The organism is Streptomyces sp. NPDC051582 (assembly GCF_040681715.1).
In the GTDB taxonomy this organism is placed as follows: Bacteria; Actinomycetota; Actinomycetes; order Streptomycetales; family Streptomycetaceae; genus Streptomyces.
Map to the genome: position 1 here is coordinate 22,137 of NZ_JBFAZJ010000039.1, position 16,572 is coordinate 38,708.

Annotated in this window: 15 protein-coding genes; 11 read left to right on the forward strand and 4 right to left on the reverse strand. The window is 72.5% G+C overall.

The window, feature by feature from the left end:
• Positions 1-68 precede the first annotated feature (68 nt).
• The 6 genes from AB0M92_RS34330 to AB0M92_RS34355 are packed head-to-tail and all read left to right on the forward strand — an operon-like array spanning position 69 to position 5,941.
• Positions 69-1,439: an aspartate aminotransferase family protein gene (locus tag AB0M92_RS34330; RefSeq protein WP_366106277.1), complete on the forward strand. Its 1,371-nt coding sequence runs from the start codon at positions 69-71 to the stop codon at positions 1,437-1,439.
• Positions 1,436-2,446 (forward strand): Gfo/Idh/MocA family oxidoreductase, encoded by a 1,011-nt coding sequence (locus AB0M92_RS34335; protein WP_366106278.1) that lies wholly within the window; start codon positions 1,436-1,438, stop codon positions 2,444-2,446. Before AB0M92_RS34330 ends, AB0M92_RS34335 begins: the two co-directional genes overlap by 4 nt.
• The gene (locus AB0M92_RS34340; RefSeq protein ID WP_366106279.1) at positions 2,443-3,393 is read left to right on the forward strand and encodes an ROK family protein; all 951 of its coding nucleotides are present in this window, start codon (positions 2,443-2,445) and stop codon (positions 3,391-3,393) included. Before AB0M92_RS34335 ends, AB0M92_RS34340 begins: the two co-directional genes overlap by 4 nt.
• Positions 3,377-4,570: an acyl-CoA dehydrogenase family protein gene (locus AB0M92_RS34345; protein ID WP_366106280.1), complete on the forward strand. Its 1,194-nt coding sequence runs from the start codon at positions 3,377-3,379 to the stop codon at positions 4,568-4,570. Before AB0M92_RS34340 ends, AB0M92_RS34345 begins: the two co-directional genes overlap by 17 nt.
• Positions 4,560-5,348: an inositol monophosphatase family protein gene (locus AB0M92_RS34350; RefSeq protein ID WP_366106281.1), complete on the forward strand. Its 789-nt coding sequence runs from the start codon at positions 4,560-4,562 to the stop codon at positions 5,346-5,348. Before AB0M92_RS34345 ends, AB0M92_RS34350 begins: the two co-directional genes overlap by 11 nt.
• Positions 5,345-5,941, forward strand: a complete 597-nt coding sequence (locus tag AB0M92_RS34355; protein ID WP_366106282.1) for an NUDIX hydrolase — start codon at positions 5,345-5,347, stop codon at positions 5,939-5,941. Before AB0M92_RS34350 ends, AB0M92_RS34355 begins: the two co-directional genes overlap by 4 nt.
• Here AB0M92_RS34355 and AB0M92_RS34360 read toward each other — a convergent pair.
• Complete coding sequence (locus tag AB0M92_RS34360; RefSeq protein ID WP_366106283.1) at positions 5,880-8,381, reverse strand: helix-turn-helix domain-containing protein; 2,502 nt, start codon at positions 8,379-8,381, stop codon at positions 5,880-5,882. The two genes, AB0M92_RS34355 and AB0M92_RS34360, sit on opposite strands and share 62 nt — an antisense overlap.
• Positions 8,382-8,601: 220 nt before the next feature.
• On the opposite strand from AB0M92_RS34360, the gene AB0M92_RS34365 reads away from it, so the two are divergent.
• Together AB0M92_RS34365 and AB0M92_RS34370 are read left to right on the forward strand one after the other, a co-directional pair.
• The gene (locus tag AB0M92_RS34365; protein ID WP_366106284.1) at positions 8,602-10,116 is read left to right on the forward strand and encodes a DHA2 family efflux MFS transporter permease subunit; all 1,515 of its coding nucleotides are present in this window, start codon (positions 8,602-8,604) and stop codon (positions 10,114-10,116) included.
• Between the two features lie 343 nt (positions 10,117-10,459).
• Complete coding sequence (locus AB0M92_RS34370; protein WP_366106285.1) at positions 10,460-11,014, forward strand: hypothetical protein; 555 nt, start codon at positions 10,460-10,462, stop codon at positions 11,012-11,014.
• Between the two features lie 44 nt (positions 11,015-11,058).
• Here the strand turns inward: AB0M92_RS34370 and AB0M92_RS34375 are convergent, their stop codons facing one another.
• The gene (locus tag AB0M92_RS34375) at positions 11,059-11,724 is read right to left on the reverse strand and encodes a DJ-1/PfpI family protein (protein WP_366106286.1); all 666 of its coding nucleotides are present in this window, start codon (positions 11,722-11,724) and stop codon (positions 11,059-11,061) included.
• 70 nt (positions 11,725-11,794) lie between these two features.
• Between AB0M92_RS34375 and AB0M92_RS34380 the strand changes: the two genes are divergently transcribed.
• Positions 11,795-12,811: a helix-turn-helix domain-containing protein gene (locus AB0M92_RS34380; protein WP_366106287.1), complete on the forward strand. Its 1,017-nt coding sequence runs from the start codon at positions 11,795-11,797 to the stop codon at positions 12,809-12,811.
• Here the strand turns inward: AB0M92_RS34380 and AB0M92_RS34385 are convergent.
• A complete protein-coding gene (locus tag AB0M92_RS34385; RefSeq protein ID WP_366106288.1) occupies positions 12,714-13,382 on the reverse strand; it encodes a TetR/AcrR family transcriptional regulator C-terminal domain-containing protein in 669 nt (222 codons plus the stop codon). The two genes, AB0M92_RS34380 and AB0M92_RS34385, sit on opposite strands and share 98 nt — an antisense overlap.
• 105 nt (positions 13,383-13,487) lie before the next feature.
• Between AB0M92_RS34385 and AB0M92_RS34390 the strand changes: the two genes are divergently transcribed.
• Positions 13,488-14,210, forward strand: coding sequence for a hypothetical protein (locus tag AB0M92_RS34390; RefSeq protein ID WP_366106289.1), 723 nt, complete (start codon positions 13,488-13,490; stop codon positions 14,208-14,210).
• 51 nt (positions 14,211-14,261) lie between these two features.
• Here AB0M92_RS34390 and AB0M92_RS34395 read toward each other — a convergent pair whose 3' ends face one another.
• A complete protein-coding gene (locus AB0M92_RS34395) occupies positions 14,262-14,597 on the reverse strand; it encodes a DUF2188 domain-containing protein (RefSeq protein WP_366106290.1) in 336 nt (111 codons plus the stop codon).
• Between the two features lie 293 nt (positions 14,598-14,890).
• Between AB0M92_RS34395 and AB0M92_RS34400 the strand changes: the two genes are divergently transcribed.
• Positions 14,891-16,525, forward strand: a complete 1,635-nt coding sequence (locus tag AB0M92_RS34400; RefSeq protein WP_366106291.1) for an MFS transporter — start codon at positions 14,891-14,893, stop codon at positions 16,523-16,525.
• The last annotated feature ends 47 nt before the right edge of the window (positions 16,526-16,572 follow it).

The window sequence follows — 16,572 nt, forward strand, 5'->3', positions numbered from 1 at the left end:
GGCCGTACCCACGGGGGTCGGCCCCGGCCCCTCGGCACCACGAACGACACGTCCCGATCGGAGCAGGAATGACTCGCGAAGGCAGCATCGAGCCCGCCGCCTGGGGAATGCGGGCACCGGCCGTGCGCTCCCGGGCGCACTGGGCGGCGGAACAGGAGACCATCGGCCCCGGGCTGCAGGCAGTCATGCTGTGGGCGCGCTTCTGCGTCGAGTCGGCCGACGGCGCGGTCATCACCGACCAGGACGGGAACCGGGTCCTCGACTTCCAGGGCGCGGGCGGGGTCAACTCGATCGGGCACGCCAACCCCCGCCTCGTCGAGGAGATGACCCGCCAGCTGACCACGTGGACGGCGGGCGCCTTCGGCTCCGCGGCACGGCTGGACATGGTCCGGGCCCTCCAGGAATACCTGCCGGCCCCGCTCGACCGCATCCAGCTCTACAGCGGCGGCACGGAGGCCGTGGAGGCCGCGCTGCGGCTCGCCAAGTCGGTCACCGGGAAGCACGAGTTCCTCTCCTTCTGGGGCGGCTTCCACGGCAAGACCATGGGCAGTCTCGCCCTGACCACGGGCAGCGCCCGGTCCAAGCTGGGCCCGCTGCCCACCGGCAACTTCAGCGCCCCGTACGCGAACTGCTACCGCTGCCCCCTCAAACTCACCTACCCCGGCTGCGGGCTGGCCTGCGTGGACAGCGCCCGGGAAGTGATCAAGCAGCAGTCGACCGGCGCCCTGGCGGCGATCGTCGTGGAACCGGTGCAGGGCCGCTCGGGCAACGTCGTACCCCCGCCGGGATACCTCCCCGCGCTCGCCTCCGTGGCCCGGGAGTTCGACGCGGTGCTGATCGACGACGAGATGATGACCGGATTCGGCAGGACCGGCGAGTCGTTCGCCTTCCAGCACGAACCGGTCGTCCCCGACATCGTCACGGTGGGCAAGGGCATGGGCGCCGGCTACCCGGTCTCCGGCGTCATCGCCTCGGCAGAGACGATGTCCGCCGCCCCGTTCAGCGAGCCCAGCGCCAGTTCGTCGAGCTTCGGGGCGTTCCCCATGGCCTGCCGCGCCGTCGCCACGACGGTCGAGATCATCCGGGAGGAGAACCTGGCCGACCGGGCGACACGGCTCGGCAAGCTGTTCCTGGACGCGCTCCGGCCCTTGGTGGACAGCGCCCCGCTGGTCGGCGACGTCCGCGGCCTCGGCCTGGCCCTGGGCATCGAGCTGGTCGTGGACAAACGGACGAAGGAGCCCGCCGACGCGGCGACGATCCGGCAGGTCTACCTCGCGCTGCTCGAAGCCGGCGTGCTGGTCATGACGGGCGGCAACACCCTGCGCCTGTACCCGCCGCTCACCGTGGACGAGGACCAGGCCGCCGAGGCCATCGACATCATCTGCCGCACCCTGCGGGCCGTCCCCTCGCCGGCGCCGCGCTGCGGAGGTGCACGATGAAGGTCGCCCTCGTGGGGTTCGGCACCGCCGGCGAGGCGCGCATCGCCGCCTACCGCCCGGTCCCCAACGCCTCGGTCGTCGCCGTGGTCGACCCCTCGCCCCAGCGGCGGGCGCGCGCCACCGCCCTCTCGCCCGGACTGGCGGTCTACGCCGACCTCGATGCCCTGCTCGCCGACGGGGTCGCCGACGTCGTCGACATCTGCGCACCGCCGGTCTTCCACGTTCCCCACGCACGCGCCGCGCTGACCTCAGGCCACCACGTGATCTGCGAGAAGCCCGTGGCCTTCACCAGCGCCGCCGCACACGAGCTGGTCACGCTCTCCCGGCAGCGGGGCAGGCTGTTCTACCCCGTCCACAACTACGCCTTCTCGCCCATGATGGAAGCGCTGACCGAAGCCGTTCCCCGAGCGGCGGGCAACGTCCCCATGGAACTGGCGATCGAGATCCTGCGCCCCCGGCACGCCGTCGGCGTCCGGGCGTGGCAGGCGGACTGGCGCACCGACGCCGCCGTGGCCGGCGGCGGCATCCTGCTGGACCACGGAACGCACTGCGTCTACATGGCCACCCGCCTGTTCGGGGCCGTCCCCGACAAGGTCGCCTGCCTGATGGTCCGCGACGAACAGGCCGCGGGGGACCGCGCCGTGGACGTACGGGCAGACCTCCGGCTGGAGTTCCCGAACGGCATCTGCGAGATCGCCCTCAGCTGGATCAGCGAGGTGCGGAGCAACCGCTACCGCCTCGCCGGCGGGCTCCGGACCGTGGAGATCCGTGACGACCTGGTGGTCACGGACGGACCCGCCGGACGCGTCGAACGCGGTCTGACCCCGCCCACGGCCAGTTCCACGCACGAGGAGTGGTTCGCCGCGATGTTCGCCGACTTCACCGAGGCCGTCGGCGACCGCACGCAGTGGGACCGCCCCCTGGACGAGGCGCTCTCCACCGTACGGATCACCGAGGCGGCCTACCGGTCGGCAAGCCAGGGCGGGCTCCCCGTGGGTCTCGGATGACGGCCGGTCTCGTGCTGGGCGTGGACATCGGGGGAACCGCTCTGCGGGCCGCACTGGTGCGGGCCGACGGGTCCTCGCCGTTTCCGCTCGTGGACGTACCCCGCGGCCCCGACCTGCGCGGTCAGCTGGCGGAGACGGCCGACGGCCTGATCGGCCCGGCGATCGCGGCGGGCATGCCCGTGACGGGCGCGGGCATCGCCGTTCCCGGCCACCTCGACCCCCTGACGGGCCTGGTGTCCTCCGCGCCCGGCGCGGAGGACCTCATCGGCCTGGACCCCCGGGACATCGACCTCGGCCCGGTGCACGTCACCCACGTGGTCAACGACGCGAACGCCGCCCTCATCGGCGAATGGCTGCACGGCGCGGCCCGCGGCGCCCACAGCGCGCTGGGCGTGTTCGTGGGCACCGGCGTCGGCGGCGGCCTCGTCGCCGGGGGCGCCCTGTTCGCCGGCAGCAGCGGAACGGCCGGCGAGGTCGGCCACATGCCGATCCTGCCGGACGGCCCCCGCTGTCCGTGCGGCGGCCGCGGCTGCCTCCAGCAGCTGGCCTCGGGAACCGCGGTGGCCCGCTGGTACGGCGAGCGCACCGGTCAACCGGTGGCGGGCGCCGCCGCCGTGGCCGCGGCCGCCCGCGCCGGAGATCCCCTCGCCCGGGAGGCCTTCGTACGGGCGGGTGAATGGCTGGGCGTGGGCATCGCCACCGCCGTGAACCTCCTCAATACCGAAATCGTCGTGGTGGGCGGTGGCATGGCCGCCGCGTGGGACCTCTTCGGTCCCCGCCTGACACGGACCGCGAACCGACTCACGATGCCGGCCACGGCCGCCGCGTGCCGGATCGTCCCGACCGCTCTGGGCCGCCGCGCCGGAGTCGTCGGCGCGGCCCTGGCACCGGGGCCGATGCCCGGAGCACTCATGAAACACGGAACTGGAGATGAAGATGATCGGTGACTCCGCGGGCCGCGCCGCCCGGTCGGCCTTGCTGGACGAGGTCATCCGGGACGTCGTGGCCCCCAGGGCCCGCGAGGTCGACGAGAAGGGGCTCTTCCCCGAGGAGGCCGTCCGCGCCCTGGCCGACATCGGCCTGCTGGCCCTCACCATCCCCGTCGAGGACGGTGGAGCCGGGGCGAGCGCGGCCGAACTCGGCGACGTCGTACTGCGCCTGGCCACGGCATGCGCCTCCACGGCCATGGTCTACGTGATGCACGTGACCGCGCTGAACTCCTTCCTCGCGCTTGCGCAGGGGAGGTCGCGCAGCGGCTACCTGTCGCGGATCCGCGAGGAGCGGCTGCTGGTGACCGAGGCCATCAGCGAACCCGGCTCCGGCTCCCAGTGGTGGTCGGTCGAGAGCACCGCCGAACGCATCGACGGCGGTTACCGGATCGAGGCCGACAAGAGCTTCTCCACCTCGGCCGGCCACGCCGACCTGTACGTCGTCTCCACCCGTACCCCGGGATCCGACAACGACCGCGACCACGCGGTCTTCGCCATCCGGGCCGACGAGGGCCGCATCGAGAGCGGGGAGTGGAAGGGACTGGGCCTGGCGGGCAACAGCAGCACCTGGATCACCTTCCGGGCGGACGTAGGGGAGGACGCCCTGCTCTACTCCGGGTCCGAGGGAGCCGGGCTGCGCACGTACAACGAGGCGAACCAGCCGCTCTACCACCTGGGCGTCTCGGCCGCCTACCTGGGCATCGCCACCGCCGCCTACCGGGCCTGCCTGGACCGGATCCGCACCCGCCGGTACAGCGGCAACCCCAGCGGCTTCGGCGCGAACCTCAGCCAGTACCCCATCGCGCGGCGGCACATCGGCACCATGGCGATCCGCCTGGAGGCGACCCGCGGTCTCGTGGAGGGCCTGGCCCGGGCCATCGACGAGGAGCAGGGCCTCGACGAGATGGCCGTGCTGATGACCGCCACCAAGGTGGCGGCGGCGGAAGCGGCGGCCGAGATCGCGCAGGAGGCGATGATGGCGAGCGGCGGGGTGGCGTACTCGCGCGGCTTCCTGCCCATCGAGCGGCATCTGCGCGACGCGCTCGCCGCCTCGCTCATGGGCCCCAACGACGACTTCTGCAAGGAGCTGATCGGGCGCCTTGAGATCGACGGGTCCTCCTACCATGACCTCTGAGCGACTCCACCTCGCCCGTGAGGTGGCACGGCGGGCATCCGAGACGGCCCTCGTCTACTTCGAGCGGCCCCAGGTGCGCCACTGGTCGAAGGACGACGGCTCCCTGGTGACGGAGGCCGACCTCGCGACCGAGGAACACGTCCGCCGCGTGCTCGCCGAACTCGCCCCGGGCGAGGAGGTGATGGGCGAGGAGTACGGCGGAAGCGCCTCGGACTCCGGCCACTGGATCGTCGACCCCGTCGACGGGACGGAGAACTTCCGTCGGGGAGTCCCCGTCTGGGGCGTCCTCGTCGCCTGGCGGTCGGGCGGCCAGGTGATGGACGCCGCGGTCTGCGCCCCGGCGCTGGGGCGCAGCTGGTCGGCGAGCCGGGGGCGCGGAGCCCATGACGGCGAGGGCCGGCGGCTGCGGGTCTCCGCGGTGGCCCGACGCTCCGAGGCCTCCTTCTGCTACGGCGGCGCCCACGAGTACACACCGGAGGGGATGGCCGCCCTCGGCGCCTTCGCCTCGGGCTTCCGCACGGCGTGGGGCATCGGGAACTTCTACGGCCACATGCTGGTCGCGGAAGGCGCCGCCGACGGCGCCCTGTCCGTGGGCACATCGGTGTGGGACGTCGCGGCGCCTTCGCTGATCGTCGCGGAGGCCGGCGGTTCCTGGTGCGATCTGGAGGGAAGGCACGACCTCATGTCGGGAGCGCTGCTGACGAGCAACGGACACATGGGCACGACGCTCCTGGACGGCGTCCGGCCGGCGTGCGGGCATCCGGGCGGCGTCCGATGACCGCCCGCGAGCCCGGACACCAGCCCGCCCCCGAGCCCGCCCATGAGCCCGGACACGAGATCACCGCGACGAGTTCGGCCGTCGTGTACAAGAACCGCTGGATGACCGTACGGGAGGACCGGACCCTGCGCCACGACGGGCGCGAGGGCGTGTTCGCAGTGGTGGAGAAGCCGGACTTCGCACTGGTCGTTCCGTACGAAGACGGCGGCTTCCACCTCGTGGAGCAGTACCGCTACCCGGTGCGCGGGCGGTACTGGGAGTTCCCGCAAGGCTCCTGGGAGGAGGACCCGGCCGCCGACCCGGTGGCCCTGGCCCGCGGCGAACTGGCCGAGGAGACCGGACTGTACGCCGCGAGGATGGTCCGCCTCGGCCATCTCTTCGAGGCGTACGGCTACTGCGACCAGGGCTTCCACGTCTTCCTCGCCGAAGACCTCAAAGCCGGCGAACCGCAGCCCGAGGACGCGGAGGAGGGGCTGGTCTCCAGGTGGTTCCCGGAGGCCGAGCTCTGGGACCTCGTCGCCGCGGGCAGGTTCAAGGACGCGCCGTCGCTGGCCGCCCTCGCTCTCTTGCGGCGCCACCGCGAACAGGGCTGACACCGCCGGGCGCCCGGCACGGGGGGAGCCCGGCGAGCCGGTCGCGGACCTCCTGTTCGCGGGGATCCCCCAGGGATTCGTACACGGCCCACGCCTGAAGCCAGACCTGCCGCGCCTGCCGCGTCCGGCCCTGGAGGCCCCAGCAGATGCCGAGCTGGTGCAGGGCGTGAGCGGTGCCCGCGCGCATCCCGGTCCGGCCGTGCAGGTCGAGGGCGTCGCGGTAGCAGGCCTCGGCCTCCGCGTGTGCGCCCAGCTCCCGGTGCGCGGTCCCGCGCAGCGTGCAGTTCGCGGCCTCCAGCCACAGCACGCCCTCCGCGCGCTGGAGTTCACGCGCCCGGGCCAGCGTCGCCAGCGCCTCCTGAGGCCGGCCCTGCGCGAGCAGGCCCTCGCCGATCCCGCTCAGTGCCAGCATCTGGCCCCAGGCGCTGCCCGCGGCCGTGAACAGCGCCAGTGCCCGGTCCATGCGCCCGGCGGCCTCGGCGGCACGCCCCTGCCGCATGGCGGACATGGCGTACCCGACCAGCAGGGCCCCCGCGCCGACCTGGTCCCCGGCGGCGGTGAACAGGTCCACCGACCGGCGGTAGTGGCCGTCGGCGGCCGCGTGTTGGCGCAGCCCGGCGTACGCGCTCGCCAGGACCAGCTCGGCGCAGGCCTCGGGCACCAACCCGCCCTCGCGTGCGGCGGCCCTGCGGGCGAGGCGCCCGGACTCCAGCTGGTCGTGATGCCCGTGGCGCAGGAAGAGGAAACCCCACAGCGCGTAGGACAGCTGCCAGGCCACCGGGCTGCCCGCCTCCTGCGCGGTCCGCACACAGGCCAGCAGGTTCACCTGCTCGGTCTCGCACCACCGCAGCGCCTGCGCGACGGACGCGAAGTGCGGCGGCTCACAGCCGGGGGGCGGCGCGCCGATCGGCACGCGGTGCCGTCCGCGCCCCACCAGCAGATCGGCCGCAGCCTCCTTCGTGTGCAGGTACCAGGCGAGCACCCGTTCCGTCGCGGCCTCCAGCGCCGCCCCGGACTCCTCCGCCTCGGCGCGCTCCCTCGCGTAGTCCCGCAGGAGATCGTGCATCCGGTACCGGCCCGGCGCCACCTCCGCCACCAGATGCCCGGCCTGCAACTCGCCGACCAGACGTGCGGCGACGGCGGGCGGCTCGCCCAGCAGCGCCGCCACGGCGTCCACCCCCGCCACCGCACCCGGGTGCAGCGCCAGCAGCCGGAAGGCCCGTGCCTGTGCGTCCGGGAGCCTGCGGTACGACCACGCGAGCACCGGCCGTACGGCCGTCTCGGCCTCGCCCGGCACGGCCAGCGCGTCCAATCGCTCGCCCGCCCGCCCCAGTTGCTCGGCCAGCGGCGCGGCGAACACGGGGCCCAGTTCCGCCATGCGTTCGGCCGCGATCCGCAGCGCCAGCGGAAGGTACGCGCAGTGCCGCGCGATCGCGGCCAGGACCGGGTCGGCGTCATCGGGCGGGGCGGCTGCGGCGGCCGGGCCCGCCGCGGTCTTCGCCTCCGCCTTCGCTTCCGCTTCCGCTTCCGCTTCCGCCTCCGCTTCCGCCTCCGTCATCGTCTTCGCCCCAGGCTCTGCCTGACCGGGCGCCGCTGCGCCCCGGTCGAGTGCCCGGTGCAGGAGCGAGACGGCGTCGCCGGGGGACAGCGGTCCCAGGGGCAGCCGCAGGGCGCCGTGTCTGATGCTCAGCCCCGCCAGCCGCCGCCTGCTCGTGACCAGCACCAAGCTGCCGCCCGCGCCCGGCAGCAGCGGCGCCACTTGCGCGGCCGACTCCGCGTCGTCCAGCACCACGATCGCCTGGTGCTCCGTCAGAGCGCTGCGCAGCAGCGCCGTCTGCTCGGCCGGCCCGCCGGCCATGTCCTCCGCCGGTGTACCGAGGCCGCGCAGGAGTCCTGCGGCCACGTCCGCCGCGGTGACGGGGACACCGGCCGGTCCGTGCGCGTGCAGGTCGGCGAAGAGCACCCCGCCGGGGTACGAGGAGCTCAGCTGCCGGGCGACGGAGACGGCGAAGGTGGTCTTGCCGACGCCGCCCATCCCGTCGACCGCGACCACGGCCGGTCCTCGGTGCCCCGCGAGGTGTGCGCGGACGCGCTCCAGCTCCGCGTCGCGGCCCCACATCTCCCCGGAGGCGGGCAGCTGGGCCGGGACGGGACGCCTGCGCACCTGCGGATCCGCAGCCCGCGCCGATGAGGATTCCGGTACCGCAGCCTGTGCCTGTGCCAGCGTCTGTGCCTGCGCTTCGGCCGCGGCCAGCCGCGCGAACGTGCCGTCCGTGTCCATCACTTGATCGCAGACCTGTGCGAGTTCGGGCGTGACGGCACGGGTGCCGTTCTCCACCCGGCTCAGGTAGCTCTTGCTGTAGTGCACGAGCTGGGACAGCTGCGACAAGGACCAGCCGCGCTCCATGCGCAGAGCACGTATCTGTTCCCCGATTAACATGCCGCCTCCAGTGACGGGCCGCCGAGTGCGCGGCCCGACCCGCATCCTATGCGGCCCCGAACGCCCCTCCGGGCCTTGCCGCTCTCGCCTGGCCGGATCCCGATGCATGCTGTGCCAGGGCTCTGACCAGGGAAAGCCCGTCCTGTGCCGGGGGAGACCGATGAGTTCTTACCGGCGCCGCAGTCTGTCAGTGTGACCGCCACGCGCGGAGGAAACCCACATGACGGAAGGCACCATGTCCGCACCACACGAAGCACCCGTCCCCTCGCCCGCCCGCGTCACCGCCGTGCTGCGGATTCTCGTGCTGTCCACGTTCGTCGTCCTCCTCAACGAGACGATCATGGTCAACGCGATCCCGCGGCTCATGCGCGATTTCGAGGTCACCGCCGCAGCCGCAGGGTGGCTGTCCACCGCCTTCATGCTCACCATGGCCGTCGTCATCCCGGTGACGGGTTGGTTCCTCCAGCGCGTGACGACCCGTACCGCCTTCGGCCTCGCCATGGCCCTGTTCCTCGCCGGTACGGCCCTGGCCGCGGCCGCACCCGCCTTCCCCGTACTGCTGACCGCCCGTGTCATCCAGGCGAGCGGCACCGCCGTCATGATGCCGTTGCTCATGACGACGCTGATGACCCTCGTGCCCCCGCACGACCGCGGCCGTGTCATGGGCAACATCACCCTCGTCATCTCCGTCGCACCCGCCCTGGGCCCGGCCGTCTCCGGTGTGCTGCTGCAGCTGGGGTCATGGCGCCTGCTGTTCTTGGCCGTGATTCCCATCGCCGGAGCCATGGCCATGTTCGGTCGGCGCAAACTGGTGAACATCGGCGAGCCGCAGGCCGTCCCCATCGACTGGCTGTCCGTCCCGCTGGCGGCAGCGGGCTTCGGCGCCCTGGTCTACGGCCTGAGCGGGCTCGGTGCCCAGAACGCGTCCCAGGCCCCCGTGCCCGCGGAGGCCGTCACCCTGGTCGGCGCCGTGCTCGTGGGCCTGTTCGTGTGGCGACAGCTGGCACTTCAGCGCTCGTCCGCCCCGCTGCTGGACCTGCGCGCCCTGATGTTTCGTCATTTCTCCGTGGCACTAGGCCTGATGTGCCTGTCGTTCATGGCCCTCATGGGTGCGTTCATCCTGCTGCCGATCTATCTGCAGGAGGTCTGCGGCCTCACCTCCCTGCAGACCGGGCTGCTCCTCATCCCCGGCGGCCTGACCATGGGCCTGCTCGGACCGCAGGTCGGCAAGCTCTACGACCGACTCGGCGCACCGCGCCTGGTCGTACCCGGAGCCGCACTCACGGCGCTTTGCCTCGCGCTGTTCGCCTTCACCGGCGAACGGACCTCGCCGTGGCTGATTCTGGCCCTTCACGTGGCCCTGAGCGCGGGCATGGCGTTCGTCTTCACCCCCGTCTTCACCTCCGGCCTGTCCGTACTGCCGCCGCACCTCTACCCCCACGGCTCCGCGATCCTGGGCTCGCTCCAGCAGGTCGCTGCCGCCGCCGGCACCGCCCTGGTCATCAGTGTCATGTCGGGACACGCCGCCACGGCGGCAGCCGATGGAGCCGACACCACCGGGGCCCTCGCCACGGGCGTCCGGTGGGGATTCGGCGTCGGCGCCGTGCTCGGCGCCCTCGCGGTGCTGGTCGCGTTGCTGATCCGTACCCCGCCCGCTCCGCAACGACCTGCCGGGTCGCAGGCTCATGACGAAGACGGCACCACGACGAACAAGACCGTCCACACACCCACCTGACGCCCTGCTGCACGGCCCGGGCTCGGCGCGCCGCCCGGGCCCGGACGGGACCGGGCAGCCGCACCCCCGGGACAGCGGGGCCGCGAGGTCGTACGGTCAACCGTGTACGACTCGAACGGAGGGCCGGTCGGGCGGTGAGGCGTTGACACATGCCGAACGGCGTGCGACAAAGGCCTCATGCGCTCGGCGGGTATCCTCGTCCGAGCTGCGGTTCTCCGCGTGACCGGGCCACCATTACGGGGCCCGTGCCGACGCCGGCGCCGCGGGACAATCGCTTTCGCCACACGCGAGACTGTCAAACAGTGGGCACACCACCGCACAGATGTGAACGGACAACTCTGCTTTGACCACGATTCCCGGATCCCGTGTCCCGGGGCGGACGTGGACGGTCCGTCTGACCGGCCACGGTGACCACACCGTCTCCGTCACCTGCAGCACCGAGGCGTGCCGCATGCCGTCCCGCTCCAAGGACACGGCGGCCATGCGACGGTTCGCCGCCGAGCACTGCCGCGCGCACGCCCGCCTCGCCACTGTCCGCCCCCACGCGGCGTGTGCCTGCCGGGCCGCCGAATGCGGATTCCACGAGGACACCAGGGCCTCGTGCACCGGTGCCCCCCTGCTCGTCCTCATCCACAACCCGGCCGTCGGCCAGGTCTGGACGCTGGCCGAGATCTGTCAGGCCTGCGCACCGCTGATCTCCCACACCGCCGTCCTCGGCCGCGCCGAGCAGTCAGCGCCGCCGCGTTCCCCCTCGGCACCGGCCCCTGCTTCGGCCCTCCCTGCCTCGCCGCCTGCGGCCCGTGCGGCGGTGGCCGGCGGCTTCTCGTCCCCCGAGGCCGCCCCCGAGGCCGTCTCGCGCCGCCGCCCGTACCGTGGCGGTCCCCGCCGCACCCGCTGACGGCGCTCCGTACGAAGCCTGCCGCTCGCCGGTCGCTCGTGCACTCACGGGGCCACGCCGGGGCGGCAGCGCGGGCAGCCGGGCGTGGCCGCGGGGGTCCAGTCGTATTCCATCTGGCGGGCAGTGCGGCGGGCGAGTTCGACGCCGTGGAGGCGCCCGACGATGTGGAGGCTGGCGTCGATGCCCGCGCTGATTCCCGCGGACGTGACGATGTCACCGTCGTCGACCCACCGCACGTCGCGGCGCACCCGGATGTCCGGCCAGCGGTCGGCCAGTTCCTCCTGGTCCTCCCAGTGCGTCGTGGCCGGACGGCCGTTCAGAGCGCCGGTGGCGGCCAGCAGGAAGGCGCCCGTGCAGATGCTGAAGGTCAGCGCGGAGGTCTTGTGGCGCCGGGCCAGCCAGTCGATGACCTGCGCGTTGTCCTCGACGGTCGTGGTGACCCCGCCGGGGATCACCAGGATGTCGAAGGGCGGGTCCTCGTCGAGGGTGTGGTCCGGTACGACCATCAGTCCTCCCCGGGCGCGGACCGGCCGGGCGGCCGCCGCGACCGTCACGACGCGCAGCAGGGGTTCGTCGGTGGCGGTACGGGCCAGTCGGCCCGCCGTGCTGAAGACCTCGAAGGGGCCTCCCATGTCGAGGACCTCGACCTCGTCGAACACGAGCATGCCGAAGGTGAGCGGGGCAAGGGGGCCAAGGGGGTCACGGTTCATGGCACCAGGCTCCGCTGGACCGGGCCCGGGTGGCAGTGTCGTAAACGACGACCACCGCTAGGATCCCGCCATGGCACATCACCGGGTCGCCTGCCTCGCCTTCGACGGGATGGCGCCGTTCGAGCTCGCCACCGTCGCCGAGGTCTTCGCCGTCCCGAGGCCGGAGCTGGACGTGGAGGGCTGGTACCGGTTCGAGTTGTGCGCCGAGACACCCGGACCGCACCGGGTCGTGGGCGGCTTCGACATCGTGGTGCACCACGGCCTGGACCGGCTCCGGTTCGCCGACACCGTCATCGTCCCGGGAGTGCCGGACGTGCGCGGTGACGTCCCGCCCGCCGTACTGGACGCGCTGCGCGCCTCGTACGCGCGAGGAGCGCGGGTGGTGTCGATCTGCAGCGGAGCGTTCGCCCTGGCCGCCGCGGGCTTGCTGGACGGCAGGCAGGCGACCACCCACTGGCGGCACGCCGAGCTGCTCCGGACTCGGTATCCGCAGGTCACGGTCGACGCCTCCGTGCTCTACATCGACGACGGTCCGGTCATCACGGCGGCCGGCACCGCCGCGGGCATCGACGCCTGCCTGCACCTCGTCCGCAAGGACCACGGCTCGGCCGTCGCCGCCGGTGTGGCGCGCCGCATGGTCGTGGCGGCGCACCGCGAGGGCGGGCAGGCCCAGTTCGCGGAGCATCCCGTGGTCGTCGAGGCCCCGGCGGACGACCTCATCGGGAGTGCCATGAGCCATGCGCTGGACAACCTGCACCGGCGTCTCGCCGTCGGCGAACTCGCCGGCGTCGCGCACCTGTCGGTACGACAGTTCGAACGCCGCTTCGTCGACACGACCGGTCTGCCGCCCGGACGCTGGCTCACGGAGCAGCGGATCCGGGCCGGCGCCGTGCTGCTGGCGTCCGCGGACCAGCCGGTCGACGTGGTCGCCGCCCGGGTGGGCCTGACGGTCGCCGGCTTCCGGCACCACTTCCACAGGACGATGGGCGTCAGTCCCTCGGCCTACCGGCGTCAGTTCCGGCAGGAGACCGACCGGAACGCATCAGGGTGGCGAGTCCCGCACACAGCAGCTGTACGGAGCGGCTGAACTTGTCGTCCTCGGTGAAGGCCGTGGCGGCGGCCACGGTCAGGGGGAACCGCGCGTGCAGGTCCGCGGCCTCCTCGGCGCCGACGGCCGCGGCGGGGGATTGGCTCTGCTCCTGGAGGACGAAGCCGGTGGCGTGGCTCAGGAGGGCGTCCGCGCCGATCGCCGCGTGCCCGGCGGGGATGCCGGCGTCGCGCAGGGTTTCCAGGAGCCGTTCCATCAGGGAAAGTGCGCCGGTGCTGAGGACCTTGGGGCTGTCGGCGAGCATGACCGCGCCGCCGGGGTGGAGGCGGATGCTCTCGCGGAGGGTGACGAGCTGGGCCTGGACCCTGTCCTGCCAGGGGGCTGCCGGGTCCAGTGCGGACAGGGCCGCGGTGCCGGCCTCGTAGGCGCGGCGGGCGACGCGGTCCGCCATCAGCTGGATCAGGGCGCTCTTGTTGGGCACGTGGTAATAGAGGCTCCCGGCCTGCGCGTCGAGACGCTGCGCCACCTTGCGCATGGACAGGCCGTGGTAGCCGGACTCGGCGAACTCGGCCATGCCCGCGTCGATGATCCGCTCCCGCGTCAGCTTCATGGAAGCACTCTACCTCCAATTTCTAACAGTGTTTGAATTTGACCGTGGACCCGGATATCTTCATCCCCGAAGCACGCGACCGGGGATCGAAGGGGGGTGGTGGCGATGGACGCAGTGGTGTTCAACGTGACCACGGCGGCACTGATGGTTTTGATGTTCAAAGGCGGACTGGCCCTGCTCGGGCTCGGGGAGGACACGCTGCGAGGGCGGCGCATCCCCTGGGCCGCCGTGGCCCTGACCGGTCTCGCCCTCGCCGGAGTGGCGCTGCAGCTGTGCTGGTCCGGTGCGATGGACGCCCTCGGCGCCGACCCCGCCGAGCCGGGCTGGTGGCGGGTCCTCACCTCGGTCTTCATGCAGAACGGCGGCCTGTTCGGCGGAGCCTGGAACATCGCCACCCTCGCCGTCGTCGCGGCCCTCGCCGACTGGTTCTGGGGCTCCCCGCTCACCCTGGGCCTGTTCCTCGCCGGGATCCTCCTGCCCGAGCACATCGACGCACTGTTCGGCGCGGGAGGTCACCACAGCACCGACCCCCGCAACTTCGCGGGCAGTTCGGGAGCCACCTACTTCCTCGGAGCGACGCTGGCCGCCGCCCTCCTCCTGCGCGTCATACGCGGCCTGCGCACCGGAGGGGGCGAGGCGCGGGGCAAGGAGGCCCTGCTCGCGGCGGGCGTGCCCGTACTCGGCTTGGCCATGTGGTTCACCCAGTCCAACGGACACGGGCTCGTGTCCGTGTACGGATTCCTCCTGGGAGCCCTGGTCGGCCTGCCGGCCCGTCCGGCAGCGCGCGGCCCCCGCCCGGCCTGCCGGAACGCCACCCACCCGGCCTGAGCTCAGGATTGCGACGGGTCCCGCAGGGCGGGAGCACGCCCTGCCGACGGATCACGTCCGTCGGCGCCGACAGCGGCGACACGGCGGCGGGATGCAGGGCCCTCGGCGACCTGCGGTGCGGGTACCGCGCCTCAGAAGATTCCTCCGTGCGATGACCTGCGCGGGCTGGTGTTGCCCGGCGTGCCGGCGTGCCGCGTCGATGGCGTCCTTCTGGGTGCGGTGCGGCTCGTGCAGCTTCCGGCGTCCTTCTCTGCCCTCGACCTGCCACTTCACGCCCGCTGCCGCTGCGCGCTCACCGGATGGTGAGACGTGGTAGACGGTCTGTTTCGCTGCCATGATCGTTCTCCTCGGCTGCCGGGCGGACTGCCGGAGGTCTTCGGGAGTCATCCGGTCGGACAGAAGGCGAAGCCGGGCCGCGTCAGGCCACCTGATGTCGCGTCAGCCCGTGGCCCCGATCGTGGTGTCCGGGCCGGTCGCCGTGTTCATGATCCGGTACGCGAACAAGACGGGCGGTGACACCGGTCAACCACGCGTTGCGGTCCGAAAACGGCGGGTCGCACCGGCGGGCGGGCGGACCGCGTCAGCGAAGGTGGGCGTGTCATCCCGATGGGGCGGTGTGCGGCACGGCACGGTGGATCAGGCAAGACTCCGTCCAAGCCCGACTTCGTCCCGGAGGTTCCATGTCGAAGAGCGGCGCGCCTCGCATCGATGTTCAGCCTGAGGCTCCGGCGCGGGCGTCGCTCGTTTTGGCGTCCCTGATCGTCGTTGCCGCGGTGGCCAATTTGAACCTGTCGGTGGCGAACGTGGCGCTGCCCGCGATCGGCAAGGCCTTCGACTCGTCCCAGACCTCGCTGAACATGGTCGCCGTGGGGTACTCGCTCGGCCTGGCCGCGTCGGTGCTCTATCTGGGTGCGGTCGGCGACCGCCACGGCCGCAAGCTGCTGCTGCTCCTCGGCATCGCGCTGTCCGTCCCCGCCTGCCTGCTCGCCGGGTTCGCGCCGAACGACACCGTCCTCGTGCTGGCCCGGATCCTCGGCGGGCTCTCGGCCGGCATGGCCTACCCGACCACCCTGGCGCTGATCACCGCCCTATGGGCGGGGCCGGGGCGGACGAAATCGATCGCGCTGTGGTCGGCCCTGGGCGGAGGCATCTCCATGCTCGGGCCGGTGATCGCGGGAGCGCTGCTCGAACGCTTCTACTGGGGATCGGTGTTCCTGGTCACCCTGCCCCTCGCCGTGATCGCGCTGGTGATGGCCCTGCTGTTCGTCCCCTCGCACGCCAACGAGTCCGCCGAACCGGTGGACGACCTCGGCGGCATCCTGTCCGTCCTCCTGATCGCGGGACTGGTACTGGCGATCAATTTCGCCGCCGTCCCCGACGAGGGGGCACTGGTCATCGGCCTCGTCGTGATCGCCCTGGCTGCCGGAGCGGCGTTCTTCTGGCGTCAGCGCCGGGCGCCCAACCCGTTGTACGACCTCCACGTCGCCGGGCGGCGCACCTTCTGGGTCGCCGCGTGCGCCGGAATCATCGTGTTCGGCTCCATGATGGGGTCGGCGTTCGTCAGCCAGCAGTACCTGCAGAACGTGCTCGAATACAACCCGGTCGAAGCCGGCGCCGCCATCCTCCCCCTCGTCGTGATGATGGTGCTCGTGGCACCACGGTCCGCGAAGCTGGTCGAGACGCGCGGCGCCCGCACGACCCTGCTGACGGGTTACGCGTTCCTCTTCCTCGCCTTCGCCTGGATGTTGCTGTTCTGGGGCGAGGACAGCAGCTACTGGCAGATCGGCCTCGCCTACGTCCTCGTCGGCATCGGCTCCGGCTTCGCCGGGACACCCGCATCCCACTCGCTGACCGGATCGGTGCCCGTACGACGCGCCGGCATGGCCTCGGGCACCGCCGACCTGCAACGGGACCTCGGCGGGGCCGTCATGCAGTCCATCATGGGCGTGCTCCTCACCGCCGGCTACGCCTCCGCCTTCAGCGCGGCGATCGCCGCTTCCCCCGAGGGCAAGGACGTGTCGGACCAGGTCCAGAGCGAGCTGACGAAGTCGTTCGCCTCCGCCGGGCAGGTCGCCCAGCAGCATCCGCAGTACGCCGACCAGATCGTCGCGGCGGCACGGCAGTCGTTCCTCCACGGCGACGACTGGGCGTACACCGTCGGCCTGGCCGCGATCGCCCTCGGCGCGCTGCTGATCTTCTTCATGTTCCCGCACCGGGAGGCCGAACGGGAACTCCTGCGGCGCTACTACACCGAAGACTCCGCGTCCGCCTCCACTGCCTCCGCCGCCGAGGGGCCGAGCGGATCGGGAGTCTGAGCATGACCAGACGGGCCGCCGCTTGCGGAGTCGGGACGCGGCGCCGC

Coding starts and splice junctions, on each gene's coding strand:
- AB0M92_RS34330 (WP_366106277.1), top strand. CDS start 69: ATGACTCGCGAAGGCAGCATCGAGCCCGCCGCCTGGGGAATGCGGGCA.
- AB0M92_RS34335 (WP_366106278.1), top strand. CDS start 1,436: ATGAAGGTCGCCCTCGTGGGGTTCGGCACCGCCGGCGAGGCGCGCATC.
- AB0M92_RS34340 (WP_366106279.1), top strand. CDS start 2,443: ATGACGGCCGGTCTCGTGCTGGGCGTGGACATCGGGGGAACCGCTCTG.
- AB0M92_RS34345 (WP_366106280.1), top strand. CDS start 3,377: ATGAAGATGATCGGTGACTCCGCGGGCCGCGCCGCCCGGTCGGCCTTG.
- AB0M92_RS34350 (WP_366106281.1), top strand. CDS start 4,560: ATGACCTCTGAGCGACTCCACCTCGCCCGTGAGGTGGCACGGCGGGCA.
- AB0M92_RS34355 (WP_366106282.1), top strand. CDS start 5,345: ATGACCGCCCGCGAGCCCGGACACCAGCCCGCCCCCGAGCCCGCCCAT.
- AB0M92_RS34360 (WP_366106283.1), bottom strand. CDS start 8,381: ATGTTAATCGGGGAACAGATACGTGCTCTGCGCATGGAGCGCGGCTGG.
- AB0M92_RS34365 (WP_366106284.1), top strand. CDS start 8,602: ATGACGGAAGGCACCATGTCCGCACCACACGAAGCACCCGTCCCCTCG.
- AB0M92_RS34375 (WP_366106286.1), bottom strand. CDS start 11,724: ATGAACCGTGACCCCCTTGGCCCCCTTGCCCCGCTCACCTTCGGCATG.
- AB0M92_RS34380 (WP_366106287.1), top strand. CDS start 11,795: ATGGCACATCACCGGGTCGCCTGCCTCGCCTTCGACGGGATGGCGCCG.
- AB0M92_RS34385 (WP_366106288.1), bottom strand. CDS start 13,382: ATGAAGCTGACGCGGGAGCGGATCATCGACGCGGGCATGGCCGAGTTC.
- AB0M92_RS34390 (WP_366106289.1), top strand. CDS start 13,488: ATGGACGCAGTGGTGTTCAACGTGACCACGGCGGCACTGATGGTTTTG.
- AB0M92_RS34395 (WP_366106290.1), bottom strand. CDS start 14,597: ATGACTCCCGAAGACCTCCGGCAGTCCGCCCGGCAGCCGAGGAGAACG.
- AB0M92_RS34400 (WP_366106291.1), top strand. CDS start 14,891: ATGTCGAAGAGCGGCGCGCCTCGCATCGATGTTCAGCCTGAGGCTCCG.